Annotated in this window: 21 protein-coding genes; 8 read left to right on the forward strand and 13 right to left on the reverse strand. The window is 58.1% G+C overall.

Annotated features, from left to right (window positions below; genetic code table 11):
• Positions 1 to 49: 49 nt before the first annotated feature.
• The 11 genes from dagF to ONZ54_RS01890 all read right to left on the reverse strand — a co-directional run bounded on the left by dagF (position 50) and on the right by ONZ54_RS01890 (position 9058).
• Positions 50 to 790, reverse strand: coding sequence for a 2-dehydro-3-deoxy-phosphogluconate aldolase (gene dagF / locus ONZ54_RS01840; protein WP_271787334.1), 741 nt, complete (start codon positions 788 to 790; stop codon positions 50 to 52).
• A gap of 108 nt (positions 791 to 898) precedes the next feature.
• Positions 899 to 2014, reverse strand: coding sequence for a DgaE family pyridoxal phosphate-dependent ammonia lyase (locus ONZ54_RS01845; RefSeq protein WP_271787335.1), 1116 nt, complete (start codon positions 2012 to 2014; stop codon positions 899 to 901).
• Entirely contained in the window at positions 1998 to 3137 is a 1140-nt protein-coding gene (locus tag ONZ54_RS01850; RefSeq protein WP_271787336.1) for an amidohydrolase/deacetylase family metallohydrolase, read from the reverse strand. The genes ONZ54_RS01845 and ONZ54_RS01850 overlap by 17 nt, the downstream gene beginning before the upstream one ends.
• A gap of 42 nt (positions 3138 to 3179) precedes the next feature.
• Entirely contained in the window at positions 3180 to 3830 is a 651-nt protein-coding gene (locus ONZ54_RS01855; RefSeq protein WP_021140216.1) for a DUF4310 family protein, read from the reverse strand.
• A gap of 11 nt (positions 3831 to 3841) precedes the next feature.
• Complete coding sequence (locus ONZ54_RS01860) at positions 3842 to 4618, reverse strand: DUF4311 domain-containing protein (protein ID WP_005314394.1); 777 nt, start codon at positions 4616 to 4618, stop codon at positions 3842 to 3844.
• A 40-nt stretch (positions 4619 to 4658) separates the two neighbouring features.
• Positions 4659 to 4955 carry a DUF4312 family protein gene (locus ONZ54_RS01865; protein WP_005314392.1) on the reverse strand — a complete coding sequence of 99 codons (297 nt, stop codon included), beginning with the start codon at positions 4953 to 4955 and terminating at the stop codon, positions 4659 to 4661.
• Entirely contained in the window at positions 4955 to 5320 is a 366-nt protein-coding gene (locus tag ONZ54_RS01870) for a glycine-rich SFCGS family protein (protein WP_005314389.1), read from the reverse strand. Before ONZ54_RS01870 ends, ONZ54_RS01865 begins: the two co-directional genes overlap by 1 nt.
• 18 nt (positions 5321 to 5338) lie before the next feature.
• The gene (locus ONZ54_RS01875) at positions 5339 to 5698 is read right to left on the reverse strand and encodes a transcriptional regulator (RefSeq protein ID WP_005314387.1); all 360 of its coding nucleotides are present in this window, start codon (positions 5696 to 5698) and stop codon (positions 5339 to 5341) included.
• A gap of 316 nt (positions 5699 to 6014) precedes the next feature.
• On the reverse strand, positions 6015 to 7145 hold the full coding sequence (degS, locus tag ONZ54_RS01880; protein WP_113720801.1) for an outer membrane-stress sensor serine endopeptidase DegS: 1131 nt from the start codon (positions 7143 to 7145) through the stop codon (positions 6015 to 6017).
• Positions 7146 to 7234: 89 nt separating this feature from the next.
• Positions 7235 to 8596, reverse strand: a complete 1362-nt coding sequence (locus tag ONZ54_RS01885) for a Do family serine endopeptidase (RefSeq protein ID WP_005314377.1) — start codon at positions 8594 to 8596, stop codon at positions 7235 to 7237.
• Between the two features lie 81 nt (positions 8597 to 8677).
• On the reverse strand, positions 8678 to 9058 hold the full coding sequence (locus tag ONZ54_RS01890; RefSeq protein WP_005314374.1) for a Z-ring associated ZapG family protein: 381 nt from the start codon (positions 9056 to 9058) through the stop codon (positions 8678 to 8680).
• Between the two features lie 140 nt (positions 9059 to 9198).
• Between ONZ54_RS01890 and zapE the strand changes: the two genes are divergently transcribed.
• The 8 genes from zapE to ONZ54_RS01930 all read left to right on the forward strand — a co-directional run bounded on the left by zapE (position 9199) and on the right by ONZ54_RS01930 (position 15375).
• The gene (zapE, locus tag ONZ54_RS01895) at positions 9199 to 10293 is read left to right on the forward strand and encodes a cell division protein ZapE (protein ID WP_271787337.1); all 1095 of its coding nucleotides are present in this window, start codon (positions 9199 to 9201) and stop codon (positions 10291 to 10293) included.
• A 266-nt stretch (positions 10294 to 10559) separates the two neighbouring features.
• Positions 10560 to 10988: a 50S ribosomal protein L13 gene (gene rplM, locus ONZ54_RS01900; protein WP_005314367.1), complete on the forward strand. Its 429-nt coding sequence runs from the start codon at positions 10560 to 10562 to the stop codon at positions 10986 to 10988.
• A 15-nt stretch (positions 10989 to 11003) separates the two neighbouring features.
• Positions 11004 to 11396 carry a 30S ribosomal protein S9 gene (gene rpsI, locus ONZ54_RS01905; protein WP_005314365.1) on the forward strand — a complete coding sequence of 131 codons (393 nt, stop codon included), beginning with the start codon at positions 11004 to 11006 and terminating at the stop codon, positions 11394 to 11396.
• A gap of 295 nt (positions 11397 to 11691) precedes the next feature.
• On the forward strand, positions 11692 to 12285 hold the full coding sequence (gene petA / locus ONZ54_RS01910) for a ubiquinol-cytochrome c reductase iron-sulfur subunit (RefSeq protein WP_005314362.1): 594 nt from the start codon (positions 11692 to 11694) through the stop codon (positions 12283 to 12285).
• Between the two features lie 2 nt (positions 12286 to 12287).
• Positions 12288 to 13505 carry a cytochrome b gene (locus ONZ54_RS01915; RefSeq protein ID WP_005314360.1) on the forward strand — a complete coding sequence of 406 codons (1218 nt, stop codon included), beginning with the start codon at positions 12288 to 12290 and terminating at the stop codon, positions 13503 to 13505.
• On the forward strand, positions 13502 to 14236 hold the full coding sequence (locus ONZ54_RS01920; RefSeq protein ID WP_058394604.1) for a cytochrome c1: 735 nt from the start codon (positions 13502 to 13504) through the stop codon (positions 14234 to 14236). The genes ONZ54_RS01915 and ONZ54_RS01920 overlap by 4 nt, the downstream gene beginning before the upstream one ends.
• An 87-nt stretch (positions 14237 to 14323) precedes the next feature.
• Positions 14324 to 14953 (forward strand): stringent starvation protein SspA, encoded by a 630-nt coding sequence (gene sspA, locus ONZ54_RS01925; protein ID WP_271787338.1) that lies wholly within the window; start codon positions 14324 to 14326, stop codon positions 14951 to 14953.
• Positions 14950 to 15375 carry a ClpXP protease specificity-enhancing factor gene (locus tag ONZ54_RS01930; protein WP_017412546.1) on the forward strand — a complete coding sequence of 142 codons (426 nt, stop codon included), beginning with the start codon at positions 14950 to 14952 and terminating at the stop codon, positions 15373 to 15375. The genes sspA and ONZ54_RS01930 overlap by 4 nt, the downstream gene beginning before the upstream one ends.
• Positions 15376 to 15428: 53 nt before the next feature.
• On the opposite strand, the gene dolP is transcribed toward ONZ54_RS01930, so the two are convergent.
• Positions 15429 to 16007, reverse strand: a complete 579-nt coding sequence (gene dolP / locus ONZ54_RS01935) for a division/outer membrane stress-associated lipid-binding lipoprotein (RefSeq protein ID WP_058394603.1) — start codon at positions 16005 to 16007, stop codon at positions 15429 to 15431.
• Positions 16008 to 16011: 4 nt separating this feature from the next.
• Entirely contained in the window at positions 16012 to 16602 is a 591-nt protein-coding gene (locus tag ONZ54_RS01940) for an SIS domain-containing protein (protein WP_005314325.1), read from the reverse strand.
• Positions 16603 to 16605: the final 3 nt, after the last annotated feature.

The raw sequence follows: 16605 nt of genomic DNA on the forward strand, positions 1-16605 counted from the left end.
CATTAACAAGCCAGGCACCGGCCAGTGATCGGACCGGTGCCATCTTTCATCACGCCAGCAGTCGTTTCACGGTGGCGAGCAGGGTGCGTACATCCTGGGGGCGGGTCTGGCCGCTCTCGCTGTCGATGATGGAGCTGTAGACGTGGGGGATCACCTTTTCGACCCCGGCGTCCAGCGCGATCCGCACTATCTCTTCGAAGTTGTCGAGATCGATGCCACCTGTGGGCTCCAGCCAGAAGCCGTGGCGGGCACAGGCCTCGGCCACCGCCTGATACTCGTCACGACAATCCAGCCCTCCCATGGGGAAGAACTTGACCGAGCTGCCGCCCATGTCCTTGAGCAGGGCGATAGCAGTGTCGATGGGCACAATCCCGTCCGGTTGCTGGGCACTGAGGGGACCGGTGGAGATCTTCACCAGACCCGGTGTGCCGGTGGGGGAAATGAGGCCATTGACCAGTGTATCTGGCTGGCCCAGCAGCGCCCGGCTGGCACCGACCCCGGTGAAGACCTGATTGACGTGCTGGGGCTGCAACTGACAGGCCAGCTCGGCCACCATGGCGGACTGGCGAGGATCGCCCGCCCCCAGCCCGATGGAGAGAGCGTTGTCGATGAGTTTCGCGTAATCGCGCATATCGGCGACCGCGGAGGGCACATCCGGATAGTTCTTGGAGAGCACGCCGACCAGTACATGGCCTTCGGCCGCCTCATAAATGTCGACAGCATTCTGTTTGGAGCCCGCTAGTACATTGAGGCAGACACGGTTGCGGTAGTAGTTGGGAATAAGGGACATCAGTGATCCTCCTGAATTAGATATGGCCTTCGACGACGGCTTGCTGTTTGGAGCCCGGTAGTACATTGAGGCAGACACGGTTGTGGTAGTCGTTGGGAGCTAGGGACATCAGCGATTCTCCTGAACGAGGTTGGCAATGGCGGCATGGATCTGGTCGAGCTGGGGGGCGGTGACGCTGCGCACGTCGATCTCGATGTGGCCTTCGTTGGCCTTGTAGCCACGGCAGTAGATGGCTGGGTTGCCCTGTTGCAGTCGAGCCACCAGTTGGACTGTGGTCATGCCGATCTGCTGGTGGTCAAAAGCGATATCGGTGCGGGCTATATCGCGCCCCGCACTGTCCCATACCACCTTTGCGCTGACGCCCGGAAGCTGGTTGAGGCGCTCGATGAAGGGGGTCATCTTGGCGACCATGGCGGCATCGCTCTCCTTCTCTTTTTCCAGGTAGCGCTCGATGGCGCGGGTCAGGCCGAGGATCCCCTCCTTGCCTACCTTCATGGCGCGGCCTATGCCGTTGGCCTGCTGCTTGACCCATTCCACATACTGACGTTTGCCGAGCACCAACCCGCTGGTGGGCCCTTCGATGGCCTTGGCGCCACTGTAGATAACCAGATCCGCCCCCTGGTTGTAATAGAGACACAGGTCCTCTTCCGCTGCCGCATCGACGATCAGTGGCAGCTGGCGAGCCTTGGCCACTTCTGCCGCCTCTACCACCGACAGAATGCTCTTCTGCACGCAGTGATGGGACTTGATGTAGAGGATGGCTGCGGTATTGGGATTGATGGCGGCGGCCAACTGGGCAGGGGAGCACTCGTTGGCATAACCGGCCTCCACCACCTTGCCGCCACCCAGGTTGACCATGGTGCCGACCGGCGCGCCGAAGTTGACGTTGTGCCCCTTGGGTAGCACGATTTCACTCGGCACCCCGTGGGCATGGGCGTGCAGCTGCTCCAGCCGGTAGGGGTCGCCACGCACTATCACGGCGGCCACCGACTGGGCTATGCCGGCGCTGGCGCAGGAGACCACCACCGCATCTTCCACATCCAGCAAGCCTGCCAGGTAGGCACCTGTCTTGTTGACCAGATCCTTCACCTCGAAGTAGTGGCCCAGGCCGAAGTTGACCGCATCGACCACCTCTTGCTCGGGGGTGGATACGCCGAGAATGGTCATGCGCCCGGAGGCGTTGATCACGGGTTTGAGCTGATATTTCTCATAAACAGAAGGCATGCTGTGATTTCCCATAGTGAGTCAGAACCAGATCACCGCCCACCAGGGCGGCGAGGGGAAGCAGTTGCAGGTCGCCGCTGCGCGATTGCGCCTCGGTATCCATAAACAGGGTCGGGCCGCTGGCCAGTTCAAACAGGGTCAGATCGGCATCGGCGCCCACCTCGAGTCGTCCCTTGCCGGTCAGGCGAAGCGCATCGGCGGCATGGTCGGTGACGCAGGCGAGCACCTGCTCCAGCGTCATGCCGATGGCGAGAAACTTGGACATGACGTGGGCCAGGCTGTAGACGGGCCCCTTGATACGGTTCTTGCAGTAGATATCCGAGCTGATGGTGTGGGGCTGTATCCCCTGACGGATGGCAAGCTCCGCCACCTCGAAGCTGAAGCTGGCGCCGCCGTGGCCTATGTCGAGCAAAAGGCCCCGTTGCATCGCCTCGCGCACCGCGACCCGCAGCTCGCCGGCCGGTGTCAGGATGCGGTTCGGTTTGCCGTTGAAGCAGTGGGTCAGCAGGTCGCCATCCCCCAGCAGGGCGACAATCTCGTCCAGATCCGGCGGCGTGTTGCCCACATGCACCATCAGCGGCAGCCGGCCGTGGGCCTGCTGCAGCGCCTTGGCCATGCGCAGCGGCTGCAGGCCGTTCTCACCCACCACACTGCCGCTCATGCGCGCCTTGATGCCGATAATAAAGTTGGGGTGACGGGCAATGGCTGCCGAGGCGAGTGCCATGTCCAGATCCCGGCTGTCCGCCAGCTCGTTCTGGCGCAGCAGGCCGATGCGGGAGATGTTGAGCAGGGCATGCACCCGGGTCTTGCAGCCTGAAGCGAGGCGCTGGAAGTCGTCCACGTCGTCGGCGCCTGTGCTGCCCGCGTCTATGACGGTGGTGACACCAGACTCCACGCCCACCTTGTCCGGCTCATCGTGATAGATGGGGGAGGCGGGATAGCAGTGGGTGTGGCCGTCGATCCAGCCCGCACTTACATGCACCCGGCCAGCCAGATCCAGGGTTTGCTTCGCCTCGGTCTTTGCCGGCAGCTGGCCGAGGGCCGCTATCTTGCCGTCCCGGATGGCGATATCGATGAGCTCGCCATTTCCCAGGCGTCCCGCTCTGATGATCATGTCATGCATGGTGATGACCTCGAAGAGGCCGCCCCGCAGGGCGGCGAGTGCTTATGCAAGGGCGACCGGGAAGAAGGTGCCGAGCAACATGGCACCCAGGATGGCGCCCCCTGTGATGGGCTTGCTCCATACATAGAACAGCAGTGCCCCCAGCAGGGAACCCAGTCCTATGGGGATGGAGGCACCCATGGCAGAGAGGATGATCAGGGGGCCCAGGAAGCGGCCCGAGCTGTTGCCAGCTCCCATCATGACGTCCGCACCGTAGGTGGAGTTGCTCTGGTTGATGGTGAACTTGCGCGCCAGGATGATGATGTAGCCAATCGCCAGACCAATCACCATGCCGGTCACCAGCGAGGCGCCGAAGTTCTCCACTGGATAGAGAATGCCGGCCCCCAGCAGCAGGGCGGGCACGCCCAGGCCGACGCCGGTCTGGATGGCGCCGCCTATGTCCAGGATCCCCACCAGGGAGCCCTCTATGATGCGGGCAAACAGGAAGCTGGCGCCAAAGGCCGCCACAGCGCCGTAGGCACCCGTGTCCATGCCGGCTTTCAGCATGGCGACGAAGGCCACCTCGTTGAAGGCGCCGACACCGTACAGGTAGTACATGTGGGTTCCGGCAAAGACCCCGGCCGACAGCAGGCCGACGAAGATGGGGAAGGACCAGTCTGCGTACCAGAAGTTGTTTCTCAGTTTCTCATCCATGGTGTGGCCCCTTATTTATTGGCAAGCAGGTTATGGACGTTTTCCAGCCACAGGGGGATGCCCATGTGGAAGGATTCAATCAGCTTGAGGTCAAAGCCGCGGAAGAAGCCGCTCAGCACGAACAGCAGGACGATGGCACTCATCATCACCTTGGTGACATGGTTCCAGCCGCTCTCTTCGACCCCCTTGCCGATCAGGATGCCGAGCACCAGACCCGGTACTGCGTTGCCCATGATGAGCTGCGCCAGACCGCCGAAGATGGTGGCCCAGAAACCGGACTTCTTGCCCGCTTCGATGGCGGCCAGCCAGAAGATCACCGGCATGACGGTGTTGACCAGCAGGTTGGCGGCAGGCACCAGCACCTTGACCGCTGTCACCTGCAGGGCGGCCGGTACAGCGGCAGCCGTGCTGTTGAGGAAGGCCACCACGATGGCGCCAATGATGCCGCAGGCGATGGCCATCTTTTTCGGGTCGTGCAGAGTGCTGGCGAGATCCCGGTTGCGGATCATCAGGGCCGCCGCCCCCCAGTTCGGCAGGATGCGGTGATCCACGTCCTGGGTGAAGGCACCCGCTGCCACGGTAGAGGCCCAGGCGTTGAAGAAGAAGCCCAGACCGAAAGAGAAGTGGGAGGCGGGATCCCCTTCGCATGAGTTGAGCTCACCCAGAGTACGAAAAGCACCCATGCCCTGCACGGTCGGGGCGTGAAACATCCGCGCCGCGCCGGCCCCCACACCGACGCCCACCAGGCCGCCGATGATGAGTGACTTGATAAATATGATTAGAAACATCCAATGTATCCCTCTTGTGGGGTTGTCGCTGCGGGTGGCATCACACTAGGGTGAACGTCACCTTGTCGGCGTCCAGGCTGGTGACCTTGACCGTGATCTCCAGCTGGACGCGGAATTCACGGCGCTGGCGCGGCAGGAAGAAGAACAGGAACTTCTCCACCCGGACCGACTCCTCGGCCTTGAGCACCTGCACCTCGACCGGTTCGATCCGCAGCATGACGCGCGGGTTGTCCTTGAGCAGAGTGTGCTGCACCTGGCTGAGGGCTGCGGCGAACGCCTGCTGGCGGGTCGCCCCCTTGCCGTTGACGATGACCTGGGTGGTGAAGTCCTCTTTCATCAGGCGCGTCCGTGCTTCTTGACGAAGGCTTCTACCAGCTTCTGGCCAAGCTCTTCCTTGTCCATGAAACCAAAACCCAGCACCACGCAGCCGTCATTGATGGCGGTGACACCCTCCTCGACGGAGCGCATGCCGTAGCGGCACTTGTAGCCGTACTTGGTCTGGGCCGTGATGGCACCGGCGCCACCGCTGCCGCAGAAGGAGATGCCGAGATCCGCCTGCTCCTTGTTCATCACATCACCGAGCTTCATATCGGCGGCCATGCCGGGTATCACGGTCACGCTGGCACCGGCGGATTCTGCCCCTGCCCCCACTTTCTGGCCCTTGCCGAGACGATCTCCAATCACGAGTTTGATGGCTGACATCTGGATATCTCCTTTTTGTTATTGATTCAGCACTGAGCTGAGTTCATTTTCTTTGGCGACTTCGAAATGGACGGACAAGAGGTGAGCCTCTTCATAGGCCAGCTTGTCCAGCCAGGCGACGACCTGTTCGGCCAGTCGCAGGGAAAGGGGGGAGATCTCGTCAAACAGGCTGAGGTCGACCTCCGGCAGGGATTCCCCGCTATGGGAACGCCACACCATGGCTTTGACATGGGAGGCCAGCATCTGCTTTTGCACCTCGTTGGGACGTATGCCCTGATCGCCTAGCAGGATGTGGATGCGTGCCAGGATCAGGTCGGTCTGGTGCAGCAACGCCGGGCTGTCCGGGGTCAGGTTCTGGTCATGAGTCTCTGTGTGCAATGTCTGCTCTCCAAGGCTGGCAGAAGGTATGGGATTACCCTAAGCCTGCAGGGGTGTGCAGAGGAGGCAGCGTTTTTCCGATTCGAAGCGGAAATTCCCGTGCGAAGCGGCTTAAAAGGCCCATTTTTGTGTACCAGCAGGGGAAAGGGAGCTTATCGGGGCTGGATTAGTGTGATCGATGGCGCACTTCTCTGACAGATAGCCCCAGAGCCGCACAGGCTGAAACTGTGAGTCGTCTCACGTATGAGGGGAACGAGGATCCGTAGAAATGACAAAGGGCGGTTACCCGCCCTTGTGATATGAAGAGACAAGAGGGTCAGCTGGCGGTAGCGCCACTGACATTCGTATTGGCCTTGCCCTGCTGGTAGCGCAGGTCTTCCTCTATGGTGACCTCCACTTCCAGCGGCTTGCCATCACGAAACACCGATATGGTGAGTTTGGTGCCGGGACGACTCTCGACAATCTTGTCCATGGCGGAGCGCACGCCGCTGAGCGCTTCCCCATTGATCTTGAGCAGCACATCCCCCCGCTTCAGACCGCCCTTGCTGGCCGGGCCGTCAGGATCCAGACTCTCGATCACGAGTCCGCGCAAATCACCGAGGTTCATCATGCGCGCCACTATGGGGTTGAGTTCAACGCTGGAGATGCCGAGGTAGCCGCGAATGACACGGCCGTTGGTGATCAGCTCATCCATGATCCGTTTGGCCAACCGGTAAGGGATGGCGAAGCTGATACCGTAGCTCTCCTGATTGCCGTTGAGGTGATAGGCGGCCGTGTTGATGCCCACCAGATCGCCGCGGCCATTGACCAGGGCGCCCCCCGAGTTGCCTTCGTTGATGGCCGCATCGGTTTGAAGCAGGTCCTGCCGCCCGTTGCCGTCCGGTCCCATGCTGGAGAGACCAAGGCGACCGGTCGCACTGATGATGCCCTGGGTGATGGTCTGGCCGACGTTGTAAGGGTTGCCGATGGCGAGCACAACGTCCCCCACATCCGGCTGCCTGTCGGGATCCTGGGGGATCACTGGCAGGTTGTCCGATTCTATGTAGAGCACCGCCAGATCGGTTAACTGATCGGTGCCGACCAGCTCGGCACTGAACACCCGCCCATCCTGCAGTGCGACTATGATTTGGTCCGCATCGGCGATGACGTGATAGTTGGTCAGCACATGGCCGCGCTGGTTCATGATGACTCCCGAGCCCAGCCCCTGGGGCCTGAGTTCAGCCTGGTTGCCCTGATTGCGGGAGAAACTGCGGGTGTAGATGTTGACGACGGCAGGGCCGGCTCTATGAGCAGCGTAAGAGAAGCTCAGCTCACGGGCATTGGTGATGATGCCGGGGAGTTGGGCACCGCCACGGAAATCGGGAAACAGCAGCAACAGGAGAGCCGCCACGGTGAGACCGAAGCCGACAGACTTGCCCAAGTAACTGATCAAAGGTGGGATTTTCATGTCATTCTCATCCGTACATGCAGCGGGCAGAGAATAACACTATCGGTGGATAAAAATCACCCGCGGCGAGGGCCGCGGGTGTGAGGTTATTAACGGATCACCAGATAGAGAGAAGACTCTCCGCGCTGTATGTTCAGCGCCAGCACATCCGGCTTGTTTTTCAATGCCTTGGTCAGCTCGGCCAGCGAGTTTACCCGCAGACGGTTGACGCCAATGATGATGTCGCCTTTCTGCAGACCGGAGGCCGCAGCAGGTGAGCGAGCCGCTATATCGGAGACAGCTACGCCCGTCACCGGCTCCGAGGTGGTGCTGAGCTTTGCCCCTTCCAGTGCAGGGTGCAGGACGCTGGCCAGGATCTCGCTGTCATCGGCCTTCTTCAGCATGACCTTGACGGTTTCTTCCTTGCCGTCGCGGATGAGGCCCAGCGCGACCTGCTTGTCGGCACCCATGGTCGCTATCTTGGCTCGCAGTTCGCCAAACGAGCGGATTGCCTTGCCATCTATGCTGACGATGATGTCGCCAGGCTTGATACCGGCCTTGGCGGCGGCGGAGTCAGGCATGACCTGGTTGACGAAGGCGCCATCCTTCTTGTTGTAACCGAAGGTTTTGGCGATATCCGAGGTCAGTTCAGAGCCCGTGATCCCCAGCTGACCACGGCGGACTTCACCGTACTTGACGATCTGCTCAGACAGGTCACGTACCATGTTTGACGGAATGGCAAAGCCGATACCTATGTTGCCACCGTTGGGGCCCAAGATGGCGGTATTGATGCCGATCAGCTCACCACGCAGGTTGAGCAGGGCGCCGCCCGAGTTGCCGGAGTTGATGGCCGCATCGGTCTGGATGAAGTTTTCCAGATTTTCGATGTTGAGGCCACTGCGTCCCAGAGCGCTGACGATGCCGGAGGTGACTGTCTGGCCCAGGCCAAACGGGTTGCCGATGGCCAGTGCATAGTCGCCGACCCTCAGTTCGTCTGAATCGGCAAATTTGATCTGCACCAGATCCTCGGCCTTGATTTGCAGCAGGGCGATATCGGACTGTTTGTCTTCACCTATCTTTTTGGCCGCATATTCACGACCATCTTTCAGGTTGACCTTGATCTCGTCCGCCTCGTGTACGACGTGGGCGTTGGTGATCACGTAGCCCTTCTTGGCATCTATGATGACGCCGGAGCCCAGCGCCTGGAAGGGCTGCTCGCTCACCTGCTCGTCAGGCATGTTGGGGCCGAAGAAGAAGCGGAATTGTTCAGGTAGACGCTGGCGAGTGATTTTCTTGCCAGAGACGGAGATATTGACCACGGCAGGCGTGACCTGTTCGAGAACCGGCGCCAGGCTCGGCATCTCCTGATTGTTCGCCAGCAAAGAGGGCAGTGCAGCCTGCACAGGGGCCGCAGACATGGCGATACCGACACTGAGGGCTAGCACACTGAGCACAGAAAGAGGTTTACGCATATGAAAAACAGCTCCCAGAAAAAGTTGCAATGCAATCGTCAAGGTCTGACCACAACACAGCGCAATTAGTTCCGCGGGGAACTAACTGGACTGCTTGAGCAGACCGGAGGCGCCGGCATAGTCACGGGGCGGTACGCCGGGTTCTTCGTTAGCCGGGGTATCGGCACTTTCTTCAAGCAGTGCTTCACGGAACAGCGGTTCCTGTGCCTTGGCCAGGAATTTGCTCTGCTCAGCCATGTGGCGATAGAGGGTCTGATACTGCTCGGCCAACTGCTCCATCAGGGCGGCGCTGTCGGCAAAGTGGGTATTGATCTGGCCCTGGTAGCTTTCCAGCTCCGTATGCGCTTTTTTCAGCTCTTGTTCCAGACGTCCGGCATCCCGGCTGCGCACCGTGAAGCGACCGATGATGATACCGATAATCAAGGCGGCGACAGCCAGCAGGATCCCGTTTAACAGACTCATAGATGCTCCTTGTTACAGCTAAATCAATGTGTGTTGAGGCGGCCTGGATGGCCGCTACGCCTTGATGGCACTATACCGTGCACCCCGAGAGCGTGATACCATTTTGTCCTTCATTCAGGGACTTGGAGGCGGTTGACAGGATGACCCCGCAGCAAAAATATCAGCAGGATTTGCAGCGCCCCGGCTTTGTGGCCGACCCCGCTCAGGCGATGGCCGTGACCCGCCTGCAGCGACTCTATCAGGATTTGTGCCAAAGCCCGACTCCGACCAGATCCCGCGGCCTGTTGGGCTGGTTGCAAAAGCCCAAGGCCAAGGAGCCTGTCCTCGGACTATATATGTGGGGCGGAGTGGGCAGAGGCAAGACCTGGCTGATGGATACTTTTTTCGAGAGCCTGCCGGGGACGCGAAAACTGCGTATCCACTTCCACCGTTTCATGCACAGGGTGCATGACGAACTCAGGGGGCTGACCGGCCAGGCCGATCCGCTCAAGCTCATCGCCAGCAAGCTCGCCAGCGAGACAGATGTCATCTGTTTCGATGAGTTTTTTGTTTCCGACATCACGGATGCCATGCTGCTTGGCACCCTGTTCCAGGAGCTGTTTGGTCATGGCGTTGTGCTGGTGGCGACCTCCAACATCCCGCCACAGGACCTTTATCGCAATGGTCTGCAACGAGCCCGTTTTCTGCCAGCAATCGAGCTCATCGAGCGTCATTGCGAGGTACTTAACGTGGATGGTGGCATCGACTATCGCTTGCGTACCCTGGAGCAGGCAGAGATATATCACTTCCCTCTGGATCAGCAGGCAAAATCCAATCTGGACCGATATTTCCAACAGTTAACGGGTCTGGAGCAGGTCAACGCTGGCAGTGTCGAGATCAACCATCGTCAATTGACGTCGCTGGGAATGGGGGAAGGTGTGCTGTACATGGAGTTCGAGCAACTTTGCTGTACTCCTCGCTCACAGGGCGACTATATAGAGCTGGCCCGCCTGTTTCATACTGTGCTGCTTGCCAATGTGCAACCCATGGGGGCTGGCACGGATGACGCGGCTCGCCGCTTCATCGCCATGGTGGACGAGTTCTATGAACGGCACGTCAAACTCATCATGTCGGCGGCTGTCCCCATGACAGAACTCTACGGGAGCGGGCTGTTGAATTTCGAATTCAAACGTTGTCTTTCACGGCTTCAGGAAATGCAATCGCACGAATACCTTGCCAGAGTGCACCTTCCTTAGTCACAATACCGCGCCTGCCAGTCGGATGGGCATCTGCGGCAGGTAGGGCCGGGCGACATTTGCTAGCTTCATGGCAGTGAAATTAGCAGGTGATATTTAAGGCAACTTCACTTATAATCGCCCGGCCCACGTTACAGCTGTCGATAAGACAGCGACACTTTAAGCTTTACTTGTATTCGAAGGGGTACAGGTAGGCCATCGTTTGTTGTTTGTGGGAGAGCCCCCATAAGCAATTGGGTCTGTAACAGGTAATTGGGTTTAACTTAATGAAAACTTTCGTTGCCAAGCCAGAAACCGTAAAACGTGACTGGTACATTGTGGACGCAGAGGGTAAAACTCTGGGTCGTATCGCAACCGAGATCGCTTCTCGTCTGCGTGGTAAGCACAAAGCTGAATATACTCCGCACGTTGACACCGGTGATTACATCATCGTTGTAAACGCTGAGAAGGTACATGTAACCGGTAAGAAATTTACCGATAAAATCTACCATTCTCACTCCGGTTTCCCGGGTGGTATCAAGTCAATCAGCTTCGACAAGCTGATCAAGCGTAAGCCGGAAATGGTAATCGAAGCTGCTGTCAAAGGTATGCTGCCGAAGGGTCCTCTGGGCCGTGCCATGTTCCGTAAACTGAAAGTTTACGCAGGCGCCGAGCATGCTCATGCTGCTCAGCAACCTCAAGTACTGGATATCTAATCGGGAACTGGCAACATGGCAGAAAATCAATACTACGGTACCGGCCGTCGCAAAAGCTCCACTGCTCGCGTGTTTATCAAAGCGGGTAGCGGTAAAATCGTAATCAACCAGCGCTCCCTGGAGCAGTACTTTGGCCGTCCGACTGCCCGCATGGTAGTTCGTCAGCCGCTGGAACTGGTTGAGATGACCGAGAAACTGGATCTGTACATCACCGTTAATGGTGGTGGCATCTCCGGCCAAGCTGGTGCGATCCGTCACGGTATCACTCGTGCTCTGATGCAGTACGATGAAACCCTGCGCGCCGAACTGCGTAAAGCAGGCTTTGTTACTCGCGATGCCCGTAAGGTTGAGCGTAAGAAAGTCGGTCTGCACAAAGCTCGTAAGCGTCCGCAGTACTCCAAGCGTTAATTCGCTTTTTGTACTCACTCTCACGAGTGTCAAAAAAGCCTGGCCATGTGCCAGGCTTTTTTTATTGGTAATATTACCTACGCCAATGCTAACACCACGTCACAAAAGACAAAAAAATGTATATTTATTGTTTTTGCCCTTCGCTGGTCTTTCTTGTCAAGTTGTTATCTTTTCTTTAAAATTCCCTCGGTTTTTCTGTGACAATTGTAACTCCGCTTCCGCCGCTGTTGTCACGGAAGAAAGGGGAACAGGGACACAATAAGAATGTGCGGAGTCCACATGGGAGAGTTTTTGGATGAGCAATGCGCCAGTTGATACCGGTCGCCGCAGATTTCTTACCTGGTCAACGGTTGCCGTTGGTGGGGTAGGAGCTGCTTTTACCGCAGTGCCGTTTATAAAGTCATGGAACCCGAGTGCCAAGGCCAAAGCGGCGGGCGCTCCGGTAGAAGTGGATATCAGTAAGTTGGAACCAGGCCAGCTCATCCGTGTTGAGTGGCGAGGCAAACCGGTCTGGGTGGTGAAACGCACCAAGCAGACGCTGGATGCACTGGCGGCTCACGATGGCCAGCTGCGGGATCCCGCATCTGACGAACCACAGCAGCCGGATTATGCCCATAACGGCTACAGATCCATCAAACCCGAGATCTTTGTTGCGGTCGGCATTTGTACCCATCTGGGATGCTCTCCTTCCTACCTGCCGGATAACTTCGGTGAGCAGGTTCAAGGCGTGACCTCCGGATTCTTCTGCCCGTGCCATGGCTCCAAGTTCGACATGGCTGGTCGAGTGTTCCAGGGGGTGCCTGCACCCTTGAACCTGGTCATTCCGCCGTACCAATATCTTAGCGACACCACCATCCTGGTCGGTGCCGATGATGGCAAGGAGGCCTGACCATGTTTTCCAAACTGATGGGCTGGATTGACTATCGCTTTCCGCTCACTGCCATGTACAACGACCATATGGCCAAGTACCCGGCACCAAAGAACCTGAATTTCTGGTACTTCTTTGGCTCGCTGGCCATGTTGGTACTGGTCAATCAGATCATCACCGGCATCTGGCTGACCATGAACTACAACCCTTCTGCTGAGGGCGCCTTTGCTTCAGTCGAATACATAATGCGGGATGTGGACTACGGCTGGCTGCTGCGCTACATGCACTCCACCGGGGCCTCTGCGTTCTTTGTCGTTGTGTATCTGCACATGTTCCGCGGCATGATCTATGGCTCTTATCAGAAGCCGCGTGAGTTGCTCTGGATCTTCGGCATGCTGATCTTCCTAGTGCTGATGGCGGAAGCCTTCATGGGATATCTGCTGCCCTGGGGCCAGATGTCATTCTGGGGGGCTCAGGTCATCATCTCGTTGTTTGGTGCCATTCCGGTGATCGGAGAGGATCTGACCCTGTGGATCCGTGGTGACTATGTCATCTCGGGGGCGACCTTGAACCGCTTCTTCGCGCTGCATGTCATAGCGTTGCCGCTGGTGCTGGTGATGCTGGTGGCCATGCATATATTGGCGCTGCACGAAGTGGGCTCCAACAACCCTGACGGCATCGACATCAAGAAGCACAAGGATGCTAACGGCTGGCCGCTGGATGCGGTGGCTTTCCACCCTTACTTCACCGTCAAGGACATGATCGGCGTGGCCGGTTTCCTGTTCTTCTTCTGCGCCATCATCTTCTTCAAGCCGGATATGTGGGGCTACTTCCTCGAGAAGCCGAACTTTGAAGTGGCCAATGGTCTGAAGACGCCGGCGCATATCGCTCCTGTGTGGTACTTCACTCCTTTCTACGCCATCCTGCGGGCGGTGCCGGACAAGTTGCTCGGTGTCATCATGATGGGTCTCTCCATCGTAGTGCTGTTCCTGCTGCCCTGGCTGGATCGCTGCAAGGTGCGCTCCGTTCGCTATCGCAGTACGCTGCACAAGCTGAATATCGCCCAGTTCGTGGTCTGCTTCGTCATTCTCGGTATCCTCGGCGTCTTGCCATCGACCCCGACCTTGACCCTGGTTGCCCAGTTCTGCTCGCTGGGGTATTTCGGGTTCTTTGTCCTGCTGTTCTTCTACAGCAAGAATGAGCGTACCAAGCCGCTGCCGGAGAGGGTGACATTCAAATGAAAAGAATAATATTTGCAGTGCTGGCCCTGCTGCCCAGCTTGGCGCTTGCTGCAGGCGGTACTTTCCCACTGGACAAGGCCGACTATGACTTGAGTGACAAGGCGTCTCTGCAGCGTGGTGCCACGACCTTCATGAACTACTGTGCCGGTTGTCACTCTACCCAGTACCAGCGCTACAACCGCGTTGCGCAAGACCTGGGGATTCCTGATGAGCTGATGAGGGAAAATCTTATCTTCACGGGAGCCCAAATCGGCGATCTGATGAAAATCTCCATGTCGGAGAAGGATGCGGCCAAGTGGTTTGGTGCACCGCCTCCCGACCTGACGCTGGTAGCGAGGGTGCGCGGGGCGGACTGGGTTTATACCTATTTGCGCTCTTTCTATGTGGATGAGACTCGTCCGTTTGGCGTGAACAACGCTGTTTTCCCGTCCGTGGGCATGCCTCACGTGCTGGAGCCGCTGCAAGGCACGCCCCGTGCCGAGTTTGCGACCCACACTGTGGATGGGGTGGACGTACAGCAGGTTGTCAGTGTCAAATCTGACGGCAACGGTGAAATGAATAACGAAGAGTATGATCAGACGGTACTGGATCTGGTAAACTTCTTGGTCTACTCGGCTGAACCGGTACAACAGGAGCGCGAACGCATGGGCTTCTGGGTACTTGGATTCATCGTAATCTTCTTCATCTTCACTGTGCTGTTGAAGAAGGAATTCTGGCGCGACGTTCACTAAGCGACCAGATCCGGGTAATATAATGCACGGCAATGAAGACCAAGATGCTTCATTGCCGTTTCTGCTTTTTAATGACGGGAGGGTTCAATGGCTGTAGCTGCCAATAAGCGTTCGGTAATGACGCTGTTTTCCGGTGCCAACGATATGTTCAGCCATCAGGTGCGTATTGTCCTGGCGGAGAAGGGTGTTAGCGTAGATATTTGCCAGGTTGACCCAAGCAACTTGCCAGATGAGCTGGCCGAGCTGAACCCGTACAACACTGTACCGACTCTGGTCGATCGTGAGCTGGCACTGTACACCTCACGCATCATCATGGAGTATCTGGACGAGCGCTTCCCGCACCCGCCCCTGATGCCGGTTTACCCGGTTGCCCGTGGTAACAGCCGTCTGATGATGCATCGCATCGAGCTGGACTGGTACTCCCTGGCCGACAAGATCATGGCAGGTACCGATGTCGATGCGGCGCGTTCCGAATTGCGTGACAACCTGCTGGCCATCGCGCCTATCTTCGGTGAAATGCCGTATTTCATGAGCGAAGAGTTCGGTCTGGTCGATTGCTACATGGCACCGCTGTTGTGGCGTCTGCCCAGTCTGGGGATCGATTTCGCCGGTCGTGGTGCCAAAGAGCTGAAAGCCTATATGGTTCGTCTGTTCGAGCGTGAATCCTTCCAGGCTTCATTGACTGAAGCTGAACGTGAGATCCGCGCTGGCGTATGAGCATGGAACCAACAATGACACCCAGTCGCCCGTATCTGTTACGGGCGTTCTTTGACTGGTTGCTGGATAACGAGCTGACACCGCATCTGGTGGTCAACGTCAATATCCCCCATGTGATGGTGCCGATGCAGTTTGTTCAGGATGGACAGATAGTGTTGAACATAGCGCCGCGTGCAGTAGGACAGTTCCACATGGACAATGAAGCGGTCAGCTTCAGTGCCCGTTTTGGCGGTGTCTCCCAGCAGGTTTATATCCCTATGGCTGCCATATTGGCAATTCATGCCAGGGAAAACGGCGTGGGTACCCTGTTCCCGCCCGAGCCAGGTTATGACCTGTGGCTGGAGCAGGCCGAAGCACCGGTGGAGCCTGAGCCGGAACCACCGCGGCCGACCGGTCGGCCGACGCTGAAAGTCATCAAATAAAAAAATGCAGCCAACTGGCTGCGTTTTTTTATTTCTGTTTGCTACCTGCTTGCTCAGTTCTGGGCGAACTCGAACGCTTTGATCACGCGCTTCACGCCACTGACGTGGCGAGCGATCTCAACAGCCTGGTCCCCTTCCTGGCGAGTCACCAGGCCAATCAGGAACACCTCGCCGTTCTCGGTGACCACCTTGACCTTGGCGCTGTCGAAGTTTTTGGCCCCCAGCATGTCTGCACGGACCTTGGAGGTGATCCAGGAGTCATTGCTGCGCACCCCTATGTTGACTGGCTGGCCGAGTCGCAGCTCATTGTAGACATGGCGTACGCCGTCGATACGGGCCACGACCTTGCCTGCTTCGAGTTTGTAGGCGTCAGAAGGTGTCTGGCCGACCAGCAGTACGCGGCCGTTGTTGCTGTAGACGCTGATCTTGCTGGCTGCACTCAACGGTTTGTTGTCGGCCAACAGATTGGCAGCTTTCAGTTCGATGGCCTGATCATCCCACTGGGCACCCAGAGTGCGGCGATCGCCGGAAGCCTTGGCAGTGCCTGCGGCACCGCCTACTACCACGGCTGCGCAGCCTTGCAGCAGCAGGGTGCCAGCCAGCAGGCCGAGCAGGAGTGTTTGCTTCTTCATGGTTTCAATCTTCCTGTTGCGGGAAAAGTGTCTGGTCGATGAGATCACACAGACAGTGCAGGGTCAACAGGTTAACCTCCAGAATACGGGGGCGTCGGGCGGATGGTACCCGGATCTCCACATCGTTGGGACCGAGCAGCCCGGCGATCTCACCACCGTCTCCCCCACCGAGCACCACTATGGTCATATCCCGTGATAACGCGGCCTCCGCGGCCTTGATCAAGCTACGACTATTACCTGTGGTGGTGATGACCACCAGGATGTCGCCGGCTTGCCCCAAGGCCCGGATCTGTTTGGCATAGACCTCTTCGAAGCCGTGATCGGTGGCGATGGCGCTGATGGTGGCCATGTCAGGGGTCAGTGCCATGCCGGGCAGGGAAGGGCGTTCGGTCTCGTAACAGTTGACCAGCTCGGAGATGAACAGCTGGGCCAGTGCCGCAGAGGGACCATTACCGCATGCCATCACCTTGTGGCCATTGAGCAGACAGATGGTCAGCATCTGGGCCGCAGTATGGATAGCGTCCGGCAGCGCCTCGGCGGCGGCAATTTTGGTCTGGATGCTTTCGGTGTAGTTTTCTTTGATGCGGTCAGTCATAGG

This window comes from Aeromonas salmonicida, assembly GCF_028355655.1.
Classification (GTDB): Bacteria; Pseudomonadota; Gammaproteobacteria; order Enterobacterales; family Aeromonadaceae; genus Aeromonas; species Aeromonas salmonicida.